Here is a 24,343-nt window from a genome sequence, read left to right on the forward strand (position 1 = left end):
CTCATCGCAGCCGAGTTCGAAACGCTGATGAGGTAGAGGTTGCGGTGGTGATCAGTACACCGGCGGAGGCGCAGCAGAGCGCCCGAGATGCCGGTTTGGAAAGGCGCACCCGCCGAAGCACGGATTTCTCTGACCTGAATTCGTGCTGGGGCCGTCTCCGAAAGGAACGGAACTGTCATCCGCCGCAGGGCGGGTGTTGAGCTATCTTCACGAAACGAAGCGAGTTTGCGATGCGGATTTTGCTCAACCGGCGGACCCGTGTCTGCCGGTTTTTGCCGTACGCTTCTTTTCGTGGATGTCCAAACCCACACGAGGAGAGTTGACCGACACATGAAAACATCCCAAGAAAAGGCGCCCCAGGCGTCCCAGCTGAAAAAGGGTCTTCAGGCCCGCCATATGACCATGATCGCCCTTGGCGGCGCGATCGGAACCGGACTGTTTCTCGCAAGCGGCGGAGCGATCGCGGGCGCGGGACCGGGCGGTGCCCTGCTCGCCTACGGTGCCGTCGGCATTATGGTCTACTTCCTGATGACCAGTCTCGGCGAACTTGCGACCTACTCGCCGGAACCCGGTTCGTTCAGTTCGTACGCCGGCCGCTTCGTCGATCCCGCGCTTGGCTTCGCGATGGGCTGGAACTACTGGTACAACTGGGCCGTTACGATTGCCGCGGAGCTTGCCGCCGCAACGCTGATTATCAAATACTGGTTCCCTGACAGTTCTTCGTTCCTGTGGAGCGTATTGTTCCTGGCCATTTTGTTTCTCTTGAATGCTTTGTCCGTCCGCGCTTACGGAGAAGCGGAATACTGGTTTGCGCTGATCAAGATCGTGACCGTCATCTTGTTCCTCGTGATCGGGGTCGCCATGATCTTCGGAGTCATGGGCGGCGAAGCGGTCGGCTTCAGCAACTTCACGGCCGGAGATGCTCCGTTTAACGGCGGATTCCTTGCTTTCCTGGGTGTCTTCATGGCCGCCGGCTTCTCATTCCAGGGTACGGAGCTGATCGGCGTTGCAGCCGGCGAAAGCGAAAATCCCCGCCGCAACGTGCCGCGCGCGATCCGTCAGGTGTTCTGGCGTATCCTCATTTTCTATATTCTGGCCATTTTCGTTATCGGCCTGCTGATCCCTTATACCGATCCCAACCTGCTGAACGGCGAGCTGGACCAGATCGGCGTCAGTCCGTTTACTTTGGTATTCGAGCGTGCCGGCTTCGCTTTTGCGGCGGCCGTCATGAACGCGATTATCCTGACGTCCGTGCTCTCGGCCGGCAACTCCGGCATGTACGCTTCCACTCGGATGCTGTACGCGCTGGCGATCGAAGGCAAAGCGCCGAAGTTCCTGGCGAAGCTGACCCGCGGCGGCGTGCCGATCAACGCGCTGATTATGACCTCCGCTGTCGGCATGCTGGCTTTCCTTGCTTCGTTCTTCGGCGACGGCGTTGTCTACAGCTGGCTCCTGAACGCTTCCGGCATGTGCGGATTTATCACCTGGGTCGGAATCGCGGTCAGCCATTACCGCTTCCGCCGAGCTTTTGTCAGACAGGGTCGGAGCCTGGACGAACTGCCTTACCGCGCACGCTGGTTCCCGTTCGGACCTCTGTTCGCTTTCGCGCTTTGTTTGGTCGTCATCGTCGGTCAAAGTCTCTCGACGATCGAGAACGGCAATGTCGACTGGATGGGCTTCACCGCGACTTATCTGAGCGTGCCGCTGTTCCTGGTGCTCTGGTTCGGTTATAAACTGGCCAAAGGCACCAAAGTCATTCCTTTGGAAGAATGCGACTTGAGCGGACGCGGCGACGAGTAAGCACGGCGGCGCGTTCCACGCTCCGGCAGCTGCCGAAGCCCGACTCGCCTGTTATCTGTTGCATCATCCAAAAAGAGCTTCGTTCGCCGGAATACCGGGGATCGAAGCTCTTTTTATACAGATGGGGCCGGTCAGTTCCAATACAGCGTAATCTTCCAGCTGCTGAGACTGCCCAGCGATTTGCTCGTATATCCGATCGGCGAAATCCCGGAACGGTACAGCGTCTGCAGATCGTTTTTCAACTTTGTTTTGGTGCCCCGATAGCGGAAAGTCAGACTGTTCTGACCTTCGGTATTCGCCGCTTGGACCACCTGCTGAAGCAGGGCCGCCGTCGACACGATCGTGTTCGAAGACGCCGAATACCCGAGGGAAGCCCGGAGTTCTTTGGACCCCTGAACGCCTTTGGCGACCAGCAGATCAAGCGTCTCGTTATAAGCCGTCACGGCCTTGGGATAATTGGCCGATTTCCAGGTATGATCCTGGCGGAGCTGCTGGTCGGTGACGAGGTAATACGAAGTCGAAACGAGGTCGCCCCGGTCGGGCACGGGATCATCCCAGGTCGTATCGATCTGGTACCACTTGCCGTCCAGCTTGACCATATTCCAGGCATGCGCTTCGCTCTTCACGTAACCTTCGACGATATTCGTCTGGAATCCCGCCTGCTTGAGCATCTCATAGGTAAGCAGCGCATAACCCTGGCAGACCGTGCTGCCGGTCTTCAAGCCTTCGTATGCCGTAAACTTCGACAAGGTCGTATCGTATTTCAAAGTGCGTACCACCCAGTCATGGATCGCTTTCACTTTCATATGGTCGTTCATGCCGGGCTTCACGTTCTTTTTGAGTGCGGCGGCGACTTGGCTCTTCACATAAGCGCTCTGCTCCGCCGTTTCCCGGTAAGACAGCTTGATCTCGGCAGAAGACGAAGCGGACGTTCCGCTCAGCGAGTAGGCATAGCCTTTCATCGTGTAATGAATATAGGGATCACGGGCGATCGCCGCATCCAGTGCCGGTTCGATCGCCTTTTTCAATTCGCTTATACTTCCGGAATAGGACAGTTTCACACTTTCTTTGTGCGCCGACAAAGCTCGGAACAGCTGCTCCTGCAGCTGCGCTCGTGCCTGCGTCGGCGATAGGGAAGCCGCATGTGCGGAAGGAAGTACCGACAGCGGATGGAACCCTCCGAACGTGCCTGCCGTCACCAGTGCGAGTGCCGTGCCCATTTTCAACAGTTGTCTTTTTGCATGTCCCTTCATGTGCCTGCATTCTCCCCTTTACTGACGAAAGTCTCTTTTCCTATATCGGTAGGAGGACTGGTTTTTTGTAACGTCCCTTTCCTTTATTATGATCCTCCTCCGTCAAAAAGCAACTTCCGTTCTCCCGGATCTTCCACTGATTCGCACGAAAAAAGCCGTTCTCCCTTAACGGGAAAACGGCCTGCCGGATCGTATTCGAAAAAAGAGACAGCCGCCGGTCTTAGTGAGTGCCACGGAAAGCGGCCAGCTTGCGATTGAGTTCCGCTGTCTGTCCGTAAACGTCCTGATAGACCGCGAACAGCTTGTCATACGTTTGCGTGCGCTGTGGATCCGGTTGATAGGTTACCGATTCACGGATAAACTCGTTCGCGCAGTCCTGCAGCGTCTCGAACCAGCCGCTGCCGTAAGCGGCCAGCATCGCAGCGCCCATCGCCGGCCCCTGTTCGCTTTCGAGCTTCACGACGTCCGCGCCGAACACGTCCGCCTGCATTTGCAGCCATTCCTTGTTTTTGGCGCCGCCGCCGATCGAGATCACTTTGTCGACCGTCTTGCCGGCTGCGCGCAGGATATCGATCGATTCGCGCAGCGAGAACGTGATGCCTTCCATCACGGCCCGGGCGAAATGCCGCAGCTTGTGGCTCGCGTCGATGCCTATGAAGCTGCCCCGGATATCCGCATCCGGGTGCGGCGTACGTTCGCCGACGATATACGGCGTGAACAGCAGGCCGTTCGCGCCCGGCGAGACTTCGCCGATGCCGCCGAGCAGTTCCTCGAAGGAGACGCCGCCGCCGAACGTTTCGCGGAACCACTGCATGCTGTAGCCGGCCGCAAGCGTCACGCCCATGATGTAGAACGCGTCTTTTTCGCTGTGGTTGAAGAAATGGACTTTGCCTTCGAAATCCAGATCGCGGCGCGTCTCGTACGAGAGCACTACGCCCGACGTACCGATACTGCACATCGTCTGTCCTTCGCTCAGGATGCCCGCTCCGATTGCGCCGCAGGCATTGTCCGCTCCGCCCGCATAGACGCGCGTAGCGCCCGTCAGGCCGGTGCGCTGCTGCATCTCCGGCAGCAGGGCTCCCGTATCGTCGAACGATTCGACGAGTACCGGGAACAGCGACGGCTTGAGACCGAACGCTTCGCCAATTTCTTCGCTCCAGCGTTTGCCGCCCACATCCAGCAGCAGGGTACCGGCCGCATCCGAATAATCCATGGCGGCACTGCCGGTCAAGCGCAGACGGACGTAATCTTTGGGCAGCAGAAACAGCTCCGCTTGTTCCAGAATTTCCGGTTCGTGTTCCTGCACCCATAGAATCTTCGGCAGGGTGAAGCCTTCCAGCGCGCGGTTGCGCGCGATCTTCAGCAGCTTGTCGCCCAGGACCTGCTCGATTCTGCGGCACTGCGGCGTCGTACGCGTATCGTTCCAGAGAATCGCGCGGCGCAGCGCACGGCCGTCGGCGCCGACGAGCACCAGTCCGTGCATCTGGCCCGAGAAGCTGATGCCTTCGATCTCTTCCGGCTTGACGCCGCTCGCTTCGAGCAGCTTATTAAGCGACAGGACGGTCTTCTCGACCCAGTCTTCCGCTTCCTGTTCGCTGTAGCCCGGCTGCGGCTGATACAGCGGATATTCTTCCGACTCTTCGCGGACGACGGTACCCTTGCGGTCTACGAGTACCGATTTGACGGCGCTTGTGCCGAGGTCGATTCCGATTACGTAAGTCATTGTGTTCCTCCTTTGAATGTAGAGAGCTTGTACAAGCAAACGTAAAAGGACGGCTCCCCTCCCCGAAGGGAGCTTGCGGGAAGCCGTCCGATTATGAAGCAATGATCGCTTGTGCGATTCTGTATGTGTGGAACCCTGACGCCGCGGTCCGAACCGCCGGGAGAACCCGGGATGGGTGAAACCCGGGGGTAGACGGAAGACGCGGCTGAGCCGGTCGAATTGCCGGCTTTTATTTGTGTGGGTGCAGTGAGCCGATTAAAAATCAAAAGTCGCTCGGCGCGGAGCCCGGTTATGCTTGGCTATCGGATCCGCATAATCCGGCTTGTCAGAGATTGTCGCTTGGCGCGGGAACTCGATTCGCTAGGCCCTAAGGGGTATGCAAATCTCGTTCCTTTAACCATAAATATACTGGTTAAGAACAGACTGAAGAAGTTCTTGGCGTCCGGACTTGTTCGGGCGCGGGTTCTCGTTGTTCATCGCATACTCGGACAGGGAAGCCAGAGTCGTTTTGCCGGCTACGATGTCGGCGCCGATGCCTTCGGAGAAGCTGCTGTAGCGTTCTTCGATCACTTTGTCGAACGCGCCGTCTTCGATCAGCTTGGCAGCGACTTTGAGGCCTTTGGCATACGTGTCCATACCGGCGATATGAGCCAGGAACAGGTCGTCGGCTTCAAAAGAGTCGCGGCGGACTTTGGCGTCGAAGTTGATGCCGCCTTTGCCCAGGCCGTCGTTCTTCAGCACTTCGTACATGGTCAGTGTCGCGTCGTAGACGTTAACCGGGAATTCGTCGGTATCCCAGCCCAGCAGCATGTCGCCTTGGTTGGCGTCGAGCGAACCCAGCATGCCGTTGATGCGGGCTACGCGCAGTTCATGCTCGAACGTGTGGCCGGCCAGTGTCGCGTGGTTGGCTTCCAGGTTGAGCTTGAAGTCTTTGTCGAGATTGTATTTTTGCAGGAAAGCAATCGAAGTCGCCGCGTCGAAGTCGTACTGGTGCTTCGTCGGCTCTTTCGGTTTCGGTTCGATCAGGAATTGGGCATCGAAGCCGATTTCCTTCGCGTAATCAACCGCCATGTGGAACATGCGCGCGATGTTGTCCTGCTCGAGCTTCATGTCCGTGTTGAGCAGGGACATGTAGCCTTCGCGTCCGCCCCAGAACACGTAGTTCTCGCCGCCGAGACGTTTGCCGACTTCGAGACCTTTCTTGATTTGAGCCGCTGCATGAGCGTACACGTCCGCATTGTTGGTCGATGCGGCGCCGTGTACGAAGCGCGGATTCGTGAACATGTTGGCCGTGTTCCAGAGCAGTTTTTTGCCGCTGGATTTCATGTTCGATTCAATCAGGTCGACGATCGTGTCGATGTTCGCGAAAAACTCTTTGAGCGTCGATCCTTCAGGCGTTACGTCGATATCGTGGAAACAGAAGTAATCCAATCCCATTTTGTCCATGAACTCGAATCCGGCTTCGACGCGGGCTTTGGCCAGGTCCATGCCCGAATACGAATGCCAAGGACGGATCGCCGTTGTCGCGCCGAACGGGTCGTTGCCTTCCGCCGTCAGCGTGTGCCAGTAAGCCATCGAGAATTTCAGGTGCTCGGACATCTTTTTGCCTGCTACCACTTCGTCCGCATTGTAGAATTTAAAAGCGAATGGGTTTTGCGACTGACTGCCTTCGTAAGCCACTTTACCGACGTTTTCAAAATAAGCCATGTAAGAAATGCCTCCTCGTTATTTCGCAGAAATCGTTTACATGGCTATCCTAGCACATCGCAAAAACTTTGTCTATTGGATAAACTAAGTCTTTCGAAAAAAGTTGGGGTGGGTTAAAATCAAAAGATAATAGCGGTGCCCAGCACGTAGAGCTCGACGGTTCCGGCCGAGGTGGCTTAAGATAAAAAGATGTTCCAGGCACGGATGGAGGAAATGCGATGAGGGTGACCGGAGATCAGGCGCTTGTAAAAAAACTGAATAAATCGATCGTGCTGGACACGATTCGCAGAAAAGGACCGCTGTCGAGAACGGATGTGTCCGAGCGGACAGGACTCAACAAAGCGACGGTGTCCAATCTGACGGCGGAGCTGCTCCAGCAGAAGCTCGTCGAAGAAACCGGACCGGGAGAATCCAGCGGAGGCCGCAAGCCGCTCATGCTGCTGTTCAATGAAGCCGCAGGCTGCGCGATCGGAATCGAGCTTGGCGTCACGCTTGTCAAGGCGGCGCTGACCGATCTCAAAGGAGGCATTCTGCTCGAACGGAGCACCCCTCTTGCCCGGCATGATCCGGAGTCGGCTTTTGCCGCGATCCGGGAAGTGACCGCCCCCCTGCTCGAAGCGGCTCCGGAAACGCCGTACGGGTTGATCGGTATCGGCGTCGGCGTTCCCGGCATGGTCGACGAAGCGGGCGTGATCTTGTACGCGCCCAACCTGGGTTGGGAAGGCATCGATCTCAAAACAAGGCTTGAAGCCGAGTTCGGCGTCCCTGTCGTCATCGATAACGAAGCCAATGCAGGCGCGGCGGGCGAACGCGAATACGGCGCAGGGCGGCATGTGCGGCATCTGGTATATGTCAGCGCGGGCATGGGGATCGGCTCGGGCATGATCATCGACGGCCAACTGTACAAAGGCGCATGGGGCTACGCCGGCGAAACCGGCCATATGTCGATCGAAAGCGACGGCCGGCTGTGCAGCTGCGGCAGCCGCGGATGTTGGGAGCTGTATGCATCGGAGCGGGCTTACGCCTATGCCGAAGCTTCGGAAAAGAATACGGCGGCCGACGACAAAAAATCGGATGCCGCGGATCAAGCTTCTCCCCTTCCGTCTCTGACGACGCGGGAGCTGACGGCGCGGGCACGCGGTGGCCATGAAGAGACGATTGCGATGTATACGGAGATCGGCCGACGATTGGGAATCGGGATCACCAATCTGGTCAACGGCTTCAATCCCGAGAAGATTGTCGTAGGCGGTCCACTGACCGAAGCCAAAGAATGGATCGAACCGGCCATGCTCGAAGCGATCGCGGAACGGGCGCTGCCGTATCACCGGCGCGAGCTGGCTATTTCGTTCTCGGGGCTCGGCAGCCGTTCGGCGGTGCTCGGAGCGGCGCATCTGGCGGTCTCGCAGTTTCTCGGACGCGTACGGGTCTCGCTGTAGCGGGCTGTCGCCCCAACAAGCACGAGGCTTTGCAGGCGGCCGGTCTCGCCCTTTGGCGTTCTTGTCGGAGCGGCGTATAGCCGGCTCCAATGTCCATACGGCAAAAAGGCGAAACCCTGGAGGTTTCGCCTTTTTGCTCATTTTTCACAGAAGAAACGATCGTTCGGAAGCGGAAGCTTACGCGTTCAGCGCTTTTTCCAGTTGAAGCTTGTTCATACCCACGATCTTGGCATCGCCGATCACGGTAACCGGTACGGCGCGCAGTCCCATGTCCCATACCTGCTGGGCAAACTCGTCGCTGTGTTCGATGTTGCGCTCTTCGTAAGCGACACCTTTTGCGTTCAGATAAGTCTTGACCTGTGTGCAGTGCGGGCAGGTTGTTTTGGTATATACGATTGCGGTTGCCATGGGAGTCTCCACCTTTTCGCTCGATTTGGATTGGTTCTTGTTTAACTATCCGTCTGTTTTATTGTAACGCGATCGCTCCGCAATACCAAGCTCGGCTTCATACCCCGGCTCGGAAAAAGCGGCGTTTCGCTTTATTCGGGACTTAACGTACCGCTTCGGCCGCTGCTTCGGCAAACTCCAGGCTTTCGATGTAACGTTCGCAGTCCATCGCCGCCGCACAGCCGCTTCCGGCTGCCGTGATCGCTTGACGGTAACGGGTATCCTGTACGTCGCCGCAGGCAAATACGCCCGGAATATTCGTTTCGCTCGTACCCGGCGTCACGACGATATAACCATTCTCGTCCGTCGTGACCTGTCCGTCCAGGAAGCCGGTGTTCGGATGGTGGCCGATTGCCACGAATACGCCGCTCGCTTCGATCAGCTCTTCCTCGCCCGTTTGGTTGTTGCGGACACGGAGGCCTTTCAATTCGGTATCGCCTTTGACAACTTCAAGCGGCGTCCGGTCCAGCGCCCATTCGATCTTCGGGTTCTGACGGGCGCGATCCTGCATGATCTTCGACGCGCGCAGCTCGCCTCTGCGGTGAACCAGCGTTACTTTTGTCGCGAAGCGGGTCAGGAAGTTCGCTTCTTCGATCGCCGAATCGCCGCCGCCGACCACGATGATTTCTTTGCCGCGGAAAAAGAAGCCGTCGCAGGTCGCGCAGGTGCTGACGCCCATTCCGACATTCTCTTCTTCGCCGGGGATGCCGAGATATTTGGCGGTTGCGCCGGTCGAGATGATCAGCGTCTCCGTAACCAGTTCCCCCAGGCCTTCCACGTTAAGCTTGAAAGGACGCTGCGACAAATCGACATTCTCGACCCAGCCCGTACGGAATTCGGCGCCGAAACGCTCCGCCTGCTTGCGCATGTTGTCCATCAGCTCGGGTCCCATGATACCGTCCGGGAAGCCCGGGAAGTTCTCGACTTCGGTTGTCGTCGTAAGCTGTCCGCCCGGCTGCGGTCCTTCGATGATCAGGGGACTCATGTTGGCGCGAGCCAGATAGATAGCAGCGGTCAGTCCGGCGGGTCCGGTACCGACAATGATCGATTTATACATACAAAGATCCTCCTCTTTCTCAGTCGTTCCTATTTTATAATGATTACAATGTAGTTCTCATTATGGCGTTTTAAATCAATTGTGTCAAGTTGAATTTGTCACCATGAAAATGAAGATTTAATGAATAAATGTGCGCTTCCCCAGCAGACGCAGACCGTTCAGAATGACGAGCAGCGTACTGCCTTCATGGCCGAGTACCCCAAGCGGCAGCGCGAAGTCGAGCGACAGACTGCCCGCCATAAGCAGCAGAATGACTCCGATCGCAAACGCCAGATTCTGCTTGATGATCCGGCCCGCCCGCCGCGACAGCCGAATCGCTTCCGAGACGGAGGCGATCTCGTCGCGCATCAAGACCACATCTGCCGTACCGAGAGCCGCCCCGCTCCCCCGGATTCCCATCCCCATGCTCAGGTCGGCAGCCGCCATCGCGGGCGCATCATTCACTCCGTCTCCAACCATCAATACAGGTCCGTAACGCGCACGCAGCTCGCGAATTCGCTCGACCTTGTCGCCCGGCAGCAGATCGGCGAATACGAGCTCGATCCCGGCCTCCGAAGCCGCTGCAGCGGCGGCGCCGCTTCGGTCCCCGGTCAGCATGGCCACCTCGATGCCAAGCGACCGCAGCCCCTCTACCGCTTCACGCGCTTCGGACCGCAGCTGGTCGCTCATTGCGAGCAGGGCTGCCACCTTGTCTTCGCGAAGCACGAAGGATACCGTGCGTCCCTGCCGATAAAGCCGCTCAAGTTCCGCTTCCCACCAGCTTGGCGCGGCCGCTTCTTCCGAAGTACCGCCTTCCGCAGAAGCAGGGGCTGCGAAGCGAAGATTTTGTTCACCGGTCATCCCGGTCGTTCCTTGCGGCAGACGGCCGACAGACCAGCGTTCGCCTTCGATTTCGGCCTCGATTCCGAAACCGGGACGTTCGCGGGCATTTACGGTGTCAGGCAGAATCAAACCGGCCTCTTCCGCTTTCCTCACGACCGCAAGGGCAAGAGGATGCGAGGAATTGCGTTCGATCGCGGCGGCGAACCGAAGCACCTCCCGTTCATCCCAACCGGGAGCCGGGAGCAGTTCGGACAATTCGGGTTCTCCGCGAGTCAGCGTACCCGTCTTGTCAAAAGCGACAACCCGCGTCCCCGCCAACTTCTCTACGTGTCCGCCTCCTTTGAACAGAATGCCGTGCCTTGCCGCACTGGACATCGCCGACAGGACTGCCGGCATAATCGAAGCCACGATCGCGCAGGGCGAAGCGACAACGAGAAAGACCATCCCTTTGTAAAAAGAAACCGGCCAGCCGCCCGACCAGAGCCATGGCCCGCATGCAATCAGCACAGCCGCCGCGACCAGCACCGCTTTGACGTAGACGGATTCGAATCGTTCGACAAAATGCTGTGATCTTGGCGAATCTTCCTGCGCCTGTTCGACCATACGAATCATCTTCGCGAGCAGCGTGTCCGCCGCATCGCGGGTCACATCGATTCGCAGGGTTCCTTCGCCGTTGAGGCTGCCCGCATAGACTTCTTCGTCCGGCCCCCGATCGACGGGAACGGACTCCCCGGTGATCGAAGATTGGTCGACAGCCGAGCAGCCCGCGACGATTCGTCCGTCCGCCGGAATCATCTCGCCCGGCCGAACCAGAATCCGATCGCCCGAGACCAGTTCCTTGGCTTCGATCTCCCGGATTCCTTCGTTTTCGATCTTCTGCGCGAGATGCGGTCTAAGCTCGATCAATTTGGAAATGTCGCGGCCGCTGCGATCGGAAGCAAAGCTCTCGAGGGCACCGCTCAGCGCGAAGATAAAGATCAGAAGCGCTCCTTCGTTCCAATAGCCGATCGCCGCCGCGCCCAGTGCAGCGGCCACCATCAGCAGATTGACATCCAGCTCACGTTCGGCAGCCAGCTTGCGAATACCGTCCCGCGCTTTGTCCCAACCGCCCAGCATATAAGCCAGTCCATAGACGATCACGGCCGTCTTTTCCATCCCGGCATACGCGATTCCCCACGCTGCCAGCATCAGCAGCCCACTGCCGAGCGCTTTGCGGACTTCTGGATGCCGGAGCATTTGACGCAGCATGGATACGGGCCGAACCGGCTGATCCGTGCCCTTCGCTGCATACCCCTGTTTTTTTACCGACGGATAGATCCACATCGCCCTGCCTCCTTTTCTTTTTTCGAAACGGTCACTGAGAATGAGAGTTATTGTTAGCTGCCTGAAAATGGCACATGCTGCTTCGGGTTTCCCGAAGCAACATGTGTGAAATGAGAATGAGACTCATTTTTCCTATATTCAATTTTTTTGACTCAAGGCAACTTTTACACTAAAATCGTACGCCTTTCCTTGATAAATGTAAAGCCTTTTTCGGAGCCGGTTATAGCCGGAATCGCTGTTCATTTTGTCGATTTATCGAATATTTCCAACAAAAAGCCGCAGACCCCGTCTAAACGGAATCTGCGGCTTGAAAGCGGTTTATCAGATGCTGCTGCCTGGGCAGCGGCTTCAGTTCGTACCCGAAGCGGCAATCGCCTGTTCGAGATCCTGAAGGATGTCGTCGATCGATTCGGTACCGATCGACAGTCTGACCATTCCCGGCAGTACGCCGGAAGCGATCTGCTCCGTTTCGCCGAGCTGCTGGTGCGTGGTGCTGGCCGGGTGAATGATCAGACTCTTGGAATCGCCGACATTCGCCAGATGCGAGAACAGTTTGACACTCTCGATCAGCTTTTTGCCGGCCTCGATTCCGCCTTTGATGCCGAACGTCAGAATCGCACCCTGCCCCTTCGGCAGATACTTCTGGGCCAATTCATAAGACGGATGGCTAGGCAGGCCGGAGTAGTTGACCCACTCTACCTGATCGTGGCCTTCGAGGAACTTGGCAACCGCCGCAGCGTTCTGGCTGTGGCGCTCCATCCGCAGATGCAGCGTCTCCAATCCCTGAAGAAGCAGCCAGGAGTTGAACGGGGAGATCGCCGCTCCCAGATCGCGCATAAGCTGTACGCGGGCCTTGATAATATAGGCGATCGGACCGACCGCGTCGGTATAGACGAGGCCGTGATAGCTCGGGTCCGGCTCGGTCAGCCCCGGGAAGCGGCCGCTTGCCGCCCAGTCGAACTTGCCTCCGTCCACGATAATGCCGCCGATCGACGTGCCGTGGCCGCCGATGAACTTGGTCGCGGAATGGACAACGATATCCGCTCCGTGCTCGATCGGACGCAGCAGGTACGGACTCGGGAACGTATTGTCCACGATCAACGGAACCCCGTTCTCGTGGGCGATATCCGCGACGGCCTGAATATCCAGTACGTCGCCGCGCGGATTGCCGATCGTTTCCGCATAGACGGCTTTGGTCTTCTCGTTGATCACCTTGCGGAAGTTCTCGGGATCGCTGGAATCGACGAAATGGACTTTGATGCCGAGCTTAGGCAGCGTAACGGCGAACAGATTATAGGTACCGCCGTACAAACTGGCCGACGAGACGATCTCGTCTCCCGCTCCCGCGATATTGAGCAGCGAGAAAGTGATGGCCGCCTGGCCGGACGCGGTTGCAAGCGCACCCGCTCCGCCTTCGAGAGCGGCAACCCGCTGCTCGAATACATCGCTGGTCGGATTCATCAAACGCGTATAAATATTGCCGAATTCCTTGAGTCCGAACAGATTGGCCGCATGTTCCGTATCGCGGAATCCGTATGAAGTCGTCTGGTACAGCGGTACGGCGCGCGCTCCCGTTACCGGATCGATTTCCTGTCCGCCGTGTACGGCGAGCGTCTCAAAAGCAAGCTTTCTGTCTTCAGTCATGTCCGATTCCTCCCGAAATGCCGGCGTATGCGCCGGATAATAAACGGAATATCCCCACGTTTCCGGTCCGCCGACCGTGTTCAAACAGCGAATAGATCGCGCCATTTGGCATGGACGGCAGGTGGTTCAAGCTCTGGCTGAGATCAAGCTGCTGGAGGACTCCCTGCTCTTTAGTTCTTGAACGCGGTGCTTGGATCCTATTCTGACACAGATGGAGAGGAATGAAAAGGCCCTATTTTAAATCCCGATTGGATTAGTGAGTTTAATACAAAAAAGCAGTCTGTTTGCTCACAGACCGCTTGATACCGGCTTCGATCGGATGGTCGTTCGTTCAGTCGTGTTCGGGATGCATAAAGCCCCATCCGTAACCGGCTTCTTCCGATGTGTCTTCGGGCATGCCCGGCAGAATGAGCCCACCGTCGATCCGCAGATTGATACCGGTAATATAAGCCGCTTTGTCGGATGCCAACCAGGCGACCGCTTCGCCGATATCGGACGGCGTCCCGAGGCGGCCGAGAGGGATTTTCCGTCCCAACGGTTCCGTCCGGGCATCCTGATCCAGATCGTTGACGGTCGCTCCGGGGGCGACGCAGTTCGTCCGAATCCCGTGCGGAGCCCATTCGAGTGCCAACGAACCGCAGGAGCGGATCAGCGCCGCTTTCATTCCGCCGTAGATGCTGTCCCCCGGATAAGCGCGTTCGCCGCGGGACGAAGTAATAAAGTGGACGCTGCCCGGAATGCCGCGTTCGATCATCGATCGTACGGCATATTTGGATAACACAATAGGCGCGGTGTAATCGAGCGCGATCATCCAGGCGATCTCTTCTTCTTCCAGCTCCGTCAGCGGCTTCATCGTGCTCTGGCCGGCATTGTTGACCAGCAGATCGATCCGGCCGAACTTTTCCAATACGGCATCGACCACCTTCTTCGGTTCGCCCGGCTGCGTCAGATCGCTCTCCAGCGCAAAAGGATCGGCTCCGTAGATGTGCTTGAGTTCTTTTGTAAAACTTTCCGAGTCGTCGGCATGCGAATGGTAAGTCAGTGCGATCCGGTATCCTTTTTGGGCCAGCACATGGCAGATCCCTCTGCCGATGCCTTTGACTCCGCCTGTTACCAAGGCAACGGGAAACTGCTTCGAATCCTGCGTGGAATGACTCATTTGCGTTCGCTCCTTTTGTCATAGTCTGGGTTGGGGCTTCACGCCCCATTACCCGGACCCGACCGCAAATAAGCGTGTTTCTGCGTATTTATCGCATGTTGGGTACTTGGATCAAGCCTCTGCGTAGAGGCGCCGAAGCGTATCGGCCGCAGGCTTGGCTTCCGAAGCCGTAACGCCTTCAAGCGAGATATCGATATGCGGTTTGTACGCCTTGAGGAGACGGTAGAGCAGTTCTTTGTTCAGCAGCCCTCCGCCGATCGGCCGGTCCAATCTTGGGCGTCCGCTGCCCGCAAAGTGTCCACCCTCGCCAAAGTCCAAATCTTTGGCATGAATCAGTACCATGCGGTCGGCCAGCGTATCGAAAGCTTCCCGGATCAGTTCGTCCTGCTTCGGCAGTCTTTCTTCGTTCAGCAGATTGCAGGCATCGAACAGCAGACCGATCGTCGAGGACGGCACTTCTTCAAGCAGCCGGCGGAAATGGCCGAGCGAATGCAGCGTGTGCCCGGCAACCGGCTCCATTGCCAGCTTCACGCCCCATTTTTCCGCTTCTTCGGCCAGTTCGGATACGGTCTCCCGCAGCACGCCCCAACCGTGTTCTTCGAAATTCGACGGATACGATTCGGCGTAGGTCCGGATAGCCCCCGTCTCCGTCGCAACCATGCCGCAGCCAAAATCCCGGGCCAGGCGCAGATGTTCCTTGAAGCGGACGATTTCGGATCGACGGACATCCGGATCGGGATGGACGGGATCGATATAACAGCCGAGCACCGCGATACGCACGCCTTCCCGGTCGAACGTTTCGGCAATATGGTTGGCCAGTCCCGGGCTCAGGCGGCCGGGCGAGCAGTCGATATCCCCGATCGCTTTGAGCAGGGCCAGCTGGACGGAAGTGAAGCCTTCCTCCGCCACTTTGCGCGCCAGTTCCGCTGCCGGAAGTTTGCCGTAGGTATGTGCCAGAATACCGAGTTTCATCTGCAGTTCCTCCTTTGTTGTACGGCCCGATAAGCAAAAAGCGGCAGGGGGCCGACAGGTTCTCTTCCCGCCTTGCCCCTCTGCCGCCCGCTTCGGAAACCGTTTTGCCTGTTCTGCCAGCATTTCACGAAGTCTTTCTTCCCTCCGGTTGGATACGCCGGTTTAACGGATCATCCAGCCTCCGTCTACGCAGAGGATGTGCCCGTTTACGTAATTGGCCGCCGATGAAGCCAGGAACACGGCCGGACCGCCTACGTCTTCGCCCGTTCCCCAGCGCGCAGCCGGAATACGTACCGTGATCGAATCTGTCCGGTCTTTATCTTCGCGGATCGGTGCCGTATTGTCGGTCGACATATAACCCGGTGCGATCGCGTTGACCTGCACGCCTTTGGATGCCCATTCGTTCGCGAACGCTTTGGTCAGGCCCGCGACGCCGTGTTTGCTCGCCGTGTACCCGGGCACGTTGATTCCGCCCTGGAAAGACAGCATGGAAGCGATGTTGATCACTTTGCCGCTGCCGCGTTCAACCATATGGTTGCCGACCAACTGCGTCAGGTAAAAGACCGTCTTCAAGTTGATATCCAGCACATCGTCGAAATCTTCCCAACTGTGCTGGGAGATCGGCGTACGCCGGATAATGCCCGCATTGTTGATCAGAATATCGATATGGCCCGCAAGTTCCAGGCAGCGTGCGACTACGCCTTCCAATTCTTCCTTTTTGCTCAGATCGGCCTGAATCTCGTAAGCCTGGCGTCCGAGCGCTTTCACCTTGTCTACCGTGTCGGAAGACGACGTGTAGGACACGGCCAGAATATCCGCTCCCGCTTCCGCCAGCGCAAGCGCCATGCCTTGACCCAGTCCCCCGCTTGCTCCCGTTACCAATGCCACTTTACCGTTCAGATCGAATACGCCCATCTTTTTTTCCTCCCAAAATGTCGCCGGTTCGTCCGAGGCCTTCCGGTCTAAATCTTCCGTTCGCCGCTTCCGTCGTCCAACGTGATATTCTTTTGTGCAAATATAGCTTTTTGTACCTCGTCCAGCTGGCTGTCGGTAATAATTACGTCCAGCTCTTGGCATTCCGCAAACGTCCAGAGAGCGAACTGTCCGAATTTCTGGTGCTCGACCACTCCGTATACCCGGCGGGCCGTCCGAACGAGGGCTTTCTTGTACGGCACCAGATCGCCCGTGTAGATCGAAGCGCCGAGTTCCGCATGCAGAGCGGTGGCCGACAGGAACGCTTTGCTGATATTCAGGCCTTCGACGAACTCCGCGCTGGTCGGACCGATCAGCACGTTGCGCACGCGCTCGCCGCCCGGTACGACCAGACGGATCTTATCCTTGCGCGCCAATTCGCTGAGAATAAACAGGTCGTTCGTAATCACGGTCAGCGGAACATTATCGAGTTGGCGGGCCATTTCGAGCGTCGTACCGCCTCCGTCCAAAGCGATAATATCGCCGGGTTCGATATAACGCAGCGCACGCGCGGCGATTTCCGCTTTTTCCGCGGCATGCTTATCGCCTGTTCCTTTGGACGACAAAATGCCGAACTGATCGTTCTGGGCCAGCATCGCACCGCCGTGCACACGCATGAGCAGTCCTTTTTCCTCGAGCCGCGCCAGATCTTCCCGAATCGTCTTGCCGGTCACATCCAGCAGCGAACTCAGTTCGCCTACTCCGATCTCCTGCCGCTCAATCAGAATCTCCATAATCTTCTCGTGCCGTTTGAGTGCGTTCATGTCTGGGCATAGCTCCTATTCCGTAAAAAGTGGTTAGGATCTATTTTAAGTCTTTCATATTCACCGCGTCCATATCGTCGAACAGTTGGTTCTCGCCGCCCATGGCCCAGCAGAACGTATAATTGTTCGTGCCGACGCCGCTGTGAATCGACCAGCTTGGAGAAATGACCGCCTGTTCGTTGCGCACGACCAGGTGACGGGTCTCTTCCGGTTCTCCCATCAAGTGGAATACCGCGGCGTCTTCCGGCATGTTGAAATACAGATACACTTCGGAGCGGCGGTTGTGCGTGTGGCACGGCATCGTATTCCACATGTTGCCCGGTTCAAGCTCCGTAATGCCCATGACAAGCTGGCAGCTCTCGATGCCGCCCGGCAGGATGTACTTGTTGATCGTGCGCTCGTTCGAGCTGTCGATGCTGCCCAGATGCGCCTGAATCGCTTCACCCTGGCCGGCTTTGCGGGTCGGATAGGCTTGATGGGCGGGCGTGGACACCAGGTAGAACTTGGCAGGACTGCCGCTGTCCGCGCTGCGGAAGGTAACATCCTTGACTCCGAGGCCGATGTACAAACATTCGTTTTTGCCGACTTCGAATGTCTCGCCGTCCGCCGTGACGGAACCTTCGCCTCCGACATTGATAATGCCGACTTCACGGCGTTCCAGGAAATAATCCGCGCCGATCTGCTTGAAATCCGCTTCCAGCTTGATTTCTCCGGATACGGGTACGGCGGAGCCGACGATATAGCGGTCCACATGGGAGTAAACGGTTACAAGGCGGTCCGGTGCAAACAGGGTTTCGATCAGGAATTCCTCCCGCAGACGGGTCGTATCGAAAGTCTTGACTTCATTCGGGTGAGAAGCATAACGGTTTTCCACAATATTCATCCTTTCGGGTTGAAGTTCTGTAAGATTCGGGTACAAATGAACGTTTATATAGGTTCATATTAGTTCATTAAGTTCTTTTTGTATAGCCATTTTCGCAAAAAGAGCGTTTTTGTTCACAACCCTTCAGCTTTTGTTCAGCGGCGCTTCAGCTTTGCTTCATTTTACGGGCTTATAATGGATCCATCACCCGTTCGGGAGGCGCCGGCATGAAAGCATATCCGCTCAAAAAAATCGATCCCATTCCGGTTCTGCTCGTTCTTGCGGCTTTGTTTCTGTCGCTGGATCAGATCGAAAAATCGGGCTATCTCAACGCCTATTACACGGCAGCCACAGTCAGTATGACCCAAAGCCTGCACAACTTTTTCTACAATTCGTTCGATCCCGGAGGCTTCATCTCGATCGATAAACCTCCGGTGGCTTTCTGGCTGCAGGCGATCAGCGTCAAGCTGCTTGGGCTGCATGCCTGGAGTCTGGCTCTGCCCTCGGCTCTGGCTTTCGCAGGCTCGGTGGCTCTGCTGTACGCAGCCGTTCGGCTTTCGCTGGGCCTGCCGGCGGCGCGGCTGGCAGCCTTGATTCTTACCCTGACCCCGATCGCGGCCGCCGTCAGCCGGACCAACAATGTCGACAGCGTGCTTCTGTTTTTCCTAATGCTGGCGGTATATGTCTTGATCCGGGCTGTTCGAAGCGGTCGTGTAGGGCAGCTGTGTCTGGCTTTTGCCTGGGTGGGCATCGGGTTTAACGTTAAAATGCTGGAGGCCTATCTGGTGCTGCCGACCTTCGTCTTGTACGTGCTGGCGGCAAGTTGCACTTCCTGGAAACGCAGGCTGGTCCATCTGGGCGCCGCTTCGGCGGTATTGATCGCCGTTTCGCTCTCCTGGGCCGTCGCGGTCGACAGCACGCCTGCCGACAACCGCCCTTATGTAGGCAGCAGCCTGCATAATTCCGTACTGGAGCTGGCGCTCGGCTACAACGGCATCGGCCGTCTGACCGGCAATCTGGGCGGAAGTCTCTCTGCCCCGTTGCAAGCCGCCCAAGAAGCCGCCCGGCCGCATGATTTCCTGGCCTTGGCGCCTTCGCTGCCGCTGCCCGAACGTCTGCAGGCGGCCGGGGCGGGCCCGGCCTCACGGACGCAAACGGCAGCCTTCGCTTCTCCTTCGACGGCAGGCAGCATGAGTTCCGCCGGCGAAGACGGTCCTCCCGGCCCGCTTCGTCTGCTGGACGTCAAGCTGGCCGGGCAGATCTCCTGGCTGCTGCCGTTCGCTTTGTTCGGCGCGGTGCTGCTGTGGGTACGACGCCCCCGTCAGCGGGCCGAAGTGCTGCTGTGGACCGGCTGGCTGCTGCCCATGATGGCGGTATTCAGTCTGGCAGGCTATTTCCACCGCTACTATCTCATCATGCTGGCTCCGGCGATTGCGGCGCTTGCGGGAGCGGCGATCGCCGAGTTATGCCGCTCCCGCAAGCCCGCCTGGCTGCTCGGCGGCTGCGCGATCGCTTTTGGAACGGCGGCCTATATTGCCGCAGACGACGGCTTCGCCCGCGGCGGCTGGACGCTTGCCGCTGCCGGAATGCTGGCCGCGATTCTGGCGCTGGCTTTTCCAAACATCCGGATCGTCGCAAGAGGAGCATTCGCGCTCGGACTGTCCGCCCTGCTGGCTGCACCCGGATTCTGGTCGCTCACGCCTTCTCTCTATGGCGGCAGCGCCAGACAACCTTATGCGTCGCCCCATCTGGCCCAAGGCGACAACTGGAGCCATGATGGCAGACCGCTCGATCCGGCGCTGGTCGACTACCTGCTTCGCCACCGCGGAGCCGCCAGATATGCGGCCGCCATGCCTTCGTCCAACAGCGGCGCCGATGCGCTCATTATCCAGACCGGCGAACCGGTGCTTGCCTGGGGCGGATTCAAAGGCGTGGATCCCGCGATCGGCCTCAACGGGTTCCGCCGGTTGATCGCGGCGGGGCAGCTGCGTTACGTTCTGCTCGGCGGCACGCCGCATTTGGCCGATCCGATTGCCCGCTGGGTCGAACAATCCGGAACGGTCGTCCCCGAAACAGTCTGGAATCCCGGAAAAATGCCGGATCCCGTTACCCGACCGGTTTCGGACCGGGCATCCGTATCGGTTCTCGGAGTGATCGGCCGCGCCGCAGACGCATTTGGCCTGCATCCGGGCTATACGCTGTACGAGATGCGGAAGGAGGATGCTTCTCTTGAACACAGTTAAACGGTCCGCCCGCCCTCTGCGCTTCGCGGTGGTCGGTTTTTCCAATACGGCCGTCGATTTTATCGTCTTTTTCCTTCTGCAGGGCTGGATCGGTCCGTTTGCCCAGGCTGCCGGTTATGCCGCGGGCACCGCCAACAGCTATTATTGGAACAGCCGCTGGACGTTTGGAACGAAGCGGACACGGCAAAAAGGCGAACTGTCCCGGTTCATTATCGTGAACCTGACCGTCGCCTTTCTGACTTCCGCCCTGCTGGTTTTGCTGGATCGTTTCATTCCCGTGTGGGCGGCCAAAGTGCTTGTAACCGTCCCCGGTCTTGCGCTGAATTATATCCTGAGCAGACGCTGGGTCTTTCGCCAAGAAGCGGCGGGAGCGCAGGACCGGTAACACGCGGGCCGTGCAGCTCCGCTTAACGGTCGGCAGCACTTTCTTTAACTCCATTTTTCAACGCCATAATCTTTCGATATACCGAGTCAAGGTCTCTGCGGCGTGCGCATGGGTCTTCGGGGAAGGATGGCCGTCGGAAGCCGAGCCGTTCTCCGCCTGCTGCACATCGAATTTCATCAGGAATACGCGGGCATCGCCGGTTTGTTCGTTGTAGCGGCGGACCGCCTGTTCGATATGGGGATACAACCGGTCGCCCATCATGCCAAGCGTGCAGAGGATGTCGGATTGAGCGTTTCGGCTTCGCACCTGCTCCAGAAACCGTACATACTGCCGGCCAAACTCCTCTTGTCTGTCGGGCACGTCCCGGGTGTACGAATCGTCATTCGTTCCCAGGTTTACGACGATGAGATCGGGAACAAACTGCGCAAAATCCCAATCGATCGTCAAAGGTTCCAATTCCCCTTCCGGTCTGCCTTCGGATTTGGCCCATTTTTCGTAATAATCCGGAATCAAATGGGTGAGCAGCTTGGCATCGTTCTCCGTATACCCGGAGATGATCCCGTATCCGCTGTAGGCGACCAGGCTGTAATCGGCATCGAGCGCTTGGGCGGTGAGGTAAGCGTAAGCCCGGGCTGCATCTTCCGTATCGGTAGAGAACGCCTGAACTCCGCTTTCGTCATCGATCCCGTACCCGCACGTAATGGAATCGCCGATAAACTCGATTTTGCGCCGTTTATCCGGAGTGGGCCGGATACCTTCCTCGGCTTCGACACCGATTGTTTCGATCCCTACCGTCGACATGGCCGCTTCCGACAATTTGACGATCCGGATCGTTACTTGTTCGTCGGTGCCGCTGTCGAATACGGTGTAGGTTTTGCGGATTTGGTCCATTCGGTCATCGATGACCCGTACGCCGTTGACGTCGATACCGAAGCGGGCAAAATTCCCGGTGCCCTGCGCGGTGCTGTCTCCTTTTAACGTGACCTCCGCTTTTTTGCCGTAAAACGTAAATTCAGCGCCGCTGCCCGACAAAGCGAGCCACAATGCCCCGTTATACTCGTGAGTCCGGCCGATCTTTTTGACCGGCGCTCCCGCTGCTTGAAATATTTGCATTCGTTTCGTTTTCCCCTTCCGTCTGACTGTCGTCGATATGCACCCGAATCACAATATCCTGGTCATGATTGCCGAAGCCCGCTCCGTACAGAGTCAGACCGCCTACGTTCTCCGACTGCTCGTCGACCTGGAACCGAAGCGTCCAAAAAGGTTCGTCCAGCCGCAGTTCTCCAATCGTCGAAGCCGATATTCGTTCTCCGTCGATAAATGTCCCCTCGGCATCGATCCGGATCGTTTTGAGCAGCCCATACTGATTGACGTTGCGATGCCACCACGAAGGCGTATATTTGCCGCGTGCGGCTCGCCCGAAATCGGCCGGACTGGTCCACGTGCCGAGGTCGATACCGTTAAAAACAAATCCGATATCCGAAGGCCAGTCGTCCCGCAGTCCCGGCGCTTCGGAAGCCAGTTCCACAGAAATTTCGATAGCGGCCGCCTGCTGGTTCGGAAGCAGATAATTAGGCGTCTTATACTCCACAAAACCGTGTCCAAACCACAAAATGGCGGCCTGCACCCGTTCCGGATCGAGAAAGTAGCGGGGATCGTCCCAGACGCCGATCTCTTTCTCCGGGGTTCCGAGGCCGCAGGTCGGATAGATATCAAAAGCCGTATAATGGCCGATCGCGATCGACTGTTCCCGGATCTTCGGTTCTTCCCGCCTGGATGGCAGCTCGATCTCGATTTTCCGCTGCTTGAGAAAACACAGTTTGTGGGTGCCTCCATTCTTTCTCGTCCGGCGGCTGCCGATCAGATCCGCTTCTTCAAGCTTGCGGATATGCAAAGTGACGATAGACGGGCTCAGCTTCAGCTTCTCCGCCACGTCTTTGACATTAAGCTCTCCTTCCGCCAGCAGGCTCATGATCTTCCACCTGACTTCGCTCGCCAGCGCTTCGTAAAGCGGCATGAATGCCTTATTCCCGTTCGCTTTGACCATAGGCCGCCTCTCTCCATCGGGACTTGAAATCATCTTTATATTCATCCAACGGATTTGAATTCTCTTTTTCACTTTATCATATTGCAGAGCGCTTGCGGATCCTGTTTAATTTGCTTAGATTCAATAAGTTAGCCGATTCACAAAAAAGCGAATTCAGCAAAGGAGCTCCTTATGAAATACAGCAATCCGGTCATCAAAGGCTTTTACCCCGACCCCAGCGTATGCAAGGTCGAAGATAGCTATTACCTCGTATGCAGTTCGTTTCAGTATTTTCCCGGCGTTCCGCTGTTCGAGAGCCAAGATCTGATCAACTGGACGCAGATCGGTCACTGTCTCACCCGGGAGAGCCAGGTGCAGCTCGGCGGCGTCAACAGTTCCGGCGGCGTATTCGCTCCGACGATCCGGTATCATGCGGGACGGTTCTACATGACCACGACCAATGATACGACGCGTCAGAACTTCTATGTCTGGACCGACGATATTTACGGCGAATGGTCCGAACCCGTCTACGTCGACCAGGGCGGCATCGATCCGGACCTGTACTTTGAAGATGGAAAAGCCTTTTTTATGAGCAACGGAACGGACGACGACGGAATCGGCGGCGTGGTGCAGTGCGAGATCGAGATTGCCACGGGAGCCAAACGGTCGCCGAGCCGCTCGATCTGGCAGGGAACGGGCGGACGTTACCTGGAAAGCCCGCATCTATACAAAATCGACGACCGCTATTATCTGATGGCCGCCGAAGGCGGAACGGAATACGGACATATGGTCGTGTACGCCCGGGGCGATCATATGTCCGGCCCGTTCGAAGCGTACCCGCACAATCCCGTGCTCACCAATCGGAATCTGGGCGGCTACGAACTGCAGGGCGTCGGACACGGCGATCTGGTGCAGGACGGGGACGGCCATTGGTGGATGCTGCACTTGGGCTTCCGGCAGATCGGCCGCTGGCTGACTTATCATCACCTGGGCCGCGAGGTCTTCCTCGCTCCGGTTACGTTCGGCGAAGACGGCTGGTTTACCGCGGGACACGACGGGCTGACGCTGACCCAGTTCACGACCGGCCGGATCCCCGAAACGGTACGCCAGCGGGAGAAGAAGCTCGATACGTTCGAAAATACGGATTGGAGTCTGGACTGGTGTTACCTGCGTCATCCGGTGACGTCGAATTACGAGCTGGGCGAAGATATGCTGCGGCTGCGGGGTACGGCGGTCACGTTGGACGAAGCGGCTTCGCCGACTTTTATCGGGCTGCGGCAAAAAAACTTCGACGCGGCGATCGCCTGCGAAGTACGGCTCTCCGGCCGAGAAGGCGAAGCCGGCGTCACGCTGTACATGGACGAGAACCATCGCTACGACCTGGCTGTCCGCACCGATGCCGACAGCAGCCTCAGCGTGATCAAGCGACTCAACGTCGGCGACATCAAGTCTATTGAAAAAGAGATCCCACTCAGCCGTGCAGGCGCCGTGCGGCTGCTGATCCGCTCCGGACACGAACGCTACCATTTCTTCCTTGTCGAAGACGGCCGCGAGATTCCGCTTGGCAGCGCCCAGACCCGCTATCTCTCGTCGGAAGTCGCAGGCGGCTTCACCGGCGTCGTGATCGGCTTGTACGCGGTAGGCAAAGGCGCGGAAGCCGAATTCACCGACTTTGCATGCGAATACGTGTAAATCGCCGCGACCTTTTCCCGCTTGATTACCTGCAAATCGCGTTTCTTCGCAACAAA

Annotated in this window: 19 protein-coding genes and 1 riboswitch; of the genes, 5 read left to right on the forward strand and 14 right to left on the reverse strand. The window is 57.6% G+C overall.

Going from position 1 to position 24,343, the window contains the following annotated elements:
- Window positions 1–25: 25 nt before the first annotated feature.
- Window positions 26–212: riboswitch (Lysine riboswitch) on the forward strand.
- Between the two features lie 118 nt (window positions 213–330).
- Window positions 331–1,800, forward strand: a complete 1,470-nt coding sequence (locus tag HRQ60_RS15575; RefSeq protein ID WP_172197009.1) for an amino acid permease — start codon at window positions 331–333, stop codon at window positions 1,798–1,800.
- 131 nt (window positions 1,801–1,931) lie between these two features.
- On the opposite strand, the gene HRQ60_RS15580 is transcribed toward HRQ60_RS15575, so the two are convergent.
- The 3 genes from HRQ60_RS15580 to xylA form a co-directional block, all read right to left on the reverse strand.
- Entirely contained in the window at window positions 1,932–3,053 is a 1,122-nt protein-coding gene (locus HRQ60_RS15580) for a transglutaminase domain-containing protein (RefSeq protein WP_172197011.1), read from the reverse strand.
- Between the two features lie 220 nt (window positions 3,054–3,273).
- A complete protein-coding gene (xylB, locus tag HRQ60_RS15585) occupies window positions 3,274–4,776 on the reverse strand; it encodes a xylulokinase (protein ID WP_172197013.1) in 1,503 nt (500 codons plus the stop codon).
- Window positions 4,777–5,169: 393 nt separating this feature from the next.
- Complete coding sequence (xylA, locus tag HRQ60_RS15590) at window positions 5,170–6,483, reverse strand: xylose isomerase (protein WP_172197015.1); 1,314 nt, start codon at window positions 6,481–6,483, stop codon at window positions 5,170–5,172.
- Window positions 6,484–6,701: 218 nt separating this feature from the next.
- Here xylA and HRQ60_RS15595 point away from each other — a divergent pair, with 218 nt between their 5' ends.
- Window positions 6,702–7,919 (forward strand): ROK family transcriptional regulator, encoded by a 1,218-nt coding sequence (locus HRQ60_RS15595; protein WP_172197017.1) that lies wholly within the window; start codon window positions 6,702–6,704, stop codon window positions 7,917–7,919.
- A gap of 177 nt (window positions 7,920–8,096) precedes the next feature.
- Here the strand turns inward: HRQ60_RS15595 and HRQ60_RS15600 are convergent, their stop codons facing one another.
- The 9 genes from HRQ60_RS15600 to kduI all read right to left on the reverse strand — a co-directional run bounded on the left by HRQ60_RS15600 (window position 8,097) and on the right by kduI (window position 17,953).
- Window positions 8,097–8,327 carry a glutaredoxin family protein gene (locus HRQ60_RS15600; RefSeq protein ID WP_172197019.1) on the reverse strand — a complete coding sequence of 77 codons (231 nt, stop codon included), beginning with the start codon at window positions 8,325–8,327 and terminating at the stop codon, window positions 8,097–8,099.
- A gap of 142 nt (window positions 8,328–8,469) precedes the next feature.
- Window positions 8,470–9,423, reverse strand: a complete 954-nt coding sequence (trxB, locus tag HRQ60_RS15605; RefSeq protein ID WP_172197021.1) for a thioredoxin-disulfide reductase — start codon at window positions 9,421–9,423, stop codon at window positions 8,470–8,472.
- Window positions 9,424–9,540: 117 nt separating this feature from the next.
- Window positions 9,541–11,568, reverse strand: a complete 2,028-nt coding sequence (locus tag HRQ60_RS15610; RefSeq protein ID WP_172197023.1) for a heavy metal translocating P-type ATPase — start codon at window positions 11,566–11,568, stop codon at window positions 9,541–9,543.
- Window positions 11,569–11,916: 348 nt separating this feature from the next.
- Window positions 11,917–13,212: a homocysteine synthase gene (locus HRQ60_RS15615; RefSeq protein ID WP_172197025.1), complete on the reverse strand. Its 1,296-nt coding sequence runs from the start codon at window positions 13,210–13,212 to the stop codon at window positions 11,917–11,919.
- A 331-nt stretch (window positions 13,213–13,543) separates the two neighbouring features.
- Complete coding sequence (locus HRQ60_RS15620) at window positions 13,544–14,371, reverse strand: SDR family NAD(P)-dependent oxidoreductase (protein ID WP_172197028.1); 828 nt, start codon at window positions 14,369–14,371, stop codon at window positions 13,544–13,546.
- Between the two features lie 111 nt (window positions 14,372–14,482).
- A complete protein-coding gene (locus tag HRQ60_RS15625; protein WP_172197031.1) occupies window positions 14,483–15,343 on the reverse strand; it encodes a sugar phosphate isomerase/epimerase family protein in 861 nt (286 codons plus the stop codon).
- Between the two features lie 162 nt (window positions 15,344–15,505).
- On the reverse strand, window positions 15,506–16,258 hold the full coding sequence (kduD, locus tag HRQ60_RS15630) for a 2-dehydro-3-deoxy-D-gluconate 5-dehydrogenase KduD (RefSeq protein ID WP_172197034.1): 753 nt from the start codon (window positions 16,256–16,258) through the stop codon (window positions 15,506–15,508).
- A gap of 47 nt (window positions 16,259–16,305) precedes the next feature.
- On the reverse strand, window positions 16,306–17,079 hold the full coding sequence (locus HRQ60_RS15635) for a DeoR/GlpR family DNA-binding transcription regulator (RefSeq protein ID WP_172197037.1): 774 nt from the start codon (window positions 17,077–17,079) through the stop codon (window positions 16,306–16,308).
- Window positions 17,080–17,119: 40 nt separating this feature from the next.
- The gene (kduI, locus tag HRQ60_RS15640) at window positions 17,120–17,953 is read right to left on the reverse strand and encodes a 5-dehydro-4-deoxy-D-glucuronate isomerase (protein WP_172197040.1); all 834 of its coding nucleotides are present in this window, start codon (window positions 17,951–17,953) and stop codon (window positions 17,120–17,122) included.
- Between the two features lie 215 nt (window positions 17,954–18,168).
- On the opposite strand from kduI, the gene HRQ60_RS15645 reads away from it, so the two are divergent.
- Both HRQ60_RS15645 and HRQ60_RS15650 read left to right on the forward strand, forming a co-directional pair.
- The gene (locus HRQ60_RS15645; RefSeq protein WP_172197043.1) at window positions 18,169–20,184 is read left to right on the forward strand and encodes a glycosyltransferase family 39 protein; all 2,016 of its coding nucleotides are present in this window, start codon (window positions 18,169–18,171) and stop codon (window positions 20,182–20,184) included.
- Window positions 20,171–20,569 carry a GtrA family protein gene (locus HRQ60_RS15650; RefSeq protein WP_246281354.1) on the forward strand — a complete coding sequence of 133 codons (399 nt, stop codon included), beginning with the start codon at window positions 20,171–20,173 and terminating at the stop codon, window positions 20,567–20,569. Before HRQ60_RS15645 ends, HRQ60_RS15650 begins: the two co-directional genes overlap by 14 nt.
- A gap of 57 nt (window positions 20,570–20,626) precedes the next feature.
- On the opposite strand, the gene HRQ60_RS15655 is transcribed toward HRQ60_RS15650, so the two are convergent.
- Window positions 20,627–21,682 (reverse strand): SGNH/GDSL hydrolase family protein, encoded by a 1,056-nt coding sequence (locus HRQ60_RS15655; protein ID WP_172197048.1) that lies wholly within the window; start codon window positions 21,680–21,682, stop codon window positions 20,627–20,629.
- Entirely contained in the window at window positions 21,621–22,616 is a 996-nt protein-coding gene (locus HRQ60_RS15660) for an ArsR/SmtB family transcription factor (protein WP_172197051.1), read from the reverse strand. The genes HRQ60_RS15655 and HRQ60_RS15660 overlap by 62 nt, the downstream gene beginning before the upstream one ends.
- A gap of 171 nt (window positions 22,617–22,787) precedes the next feature.
- Here HRQ60_RS15660 and HRQ60_RS15665 point away from each other — a divergent pair, with 171 nt between their 5' ends.
- On the forward strand, window positions 22,788–24,287 hold the full coding sequence (locus tag HRQ60_RS15665; RefSeq protein WP_172197054.1) for a glycoside hydrolase family 43 protein: 1,500 nt from the start codon (window positions 22,788–22,790) through the stop codon (window positions 24,285–24,287).
- The last annotated feature ends 56 nt before the right edge of the window (window positions 24,288–24,343 follow it).

Origin of the sequence: Saccharibacillus qingshengii (assembly GCF_013185195.1) — a bacterium.
Lineage (GTDB): Bacteria > Bacillota > Bacilli > Paenibacillales > Paenibacillaceae > Saccharibacillus > Saccharibacillus qingshengii.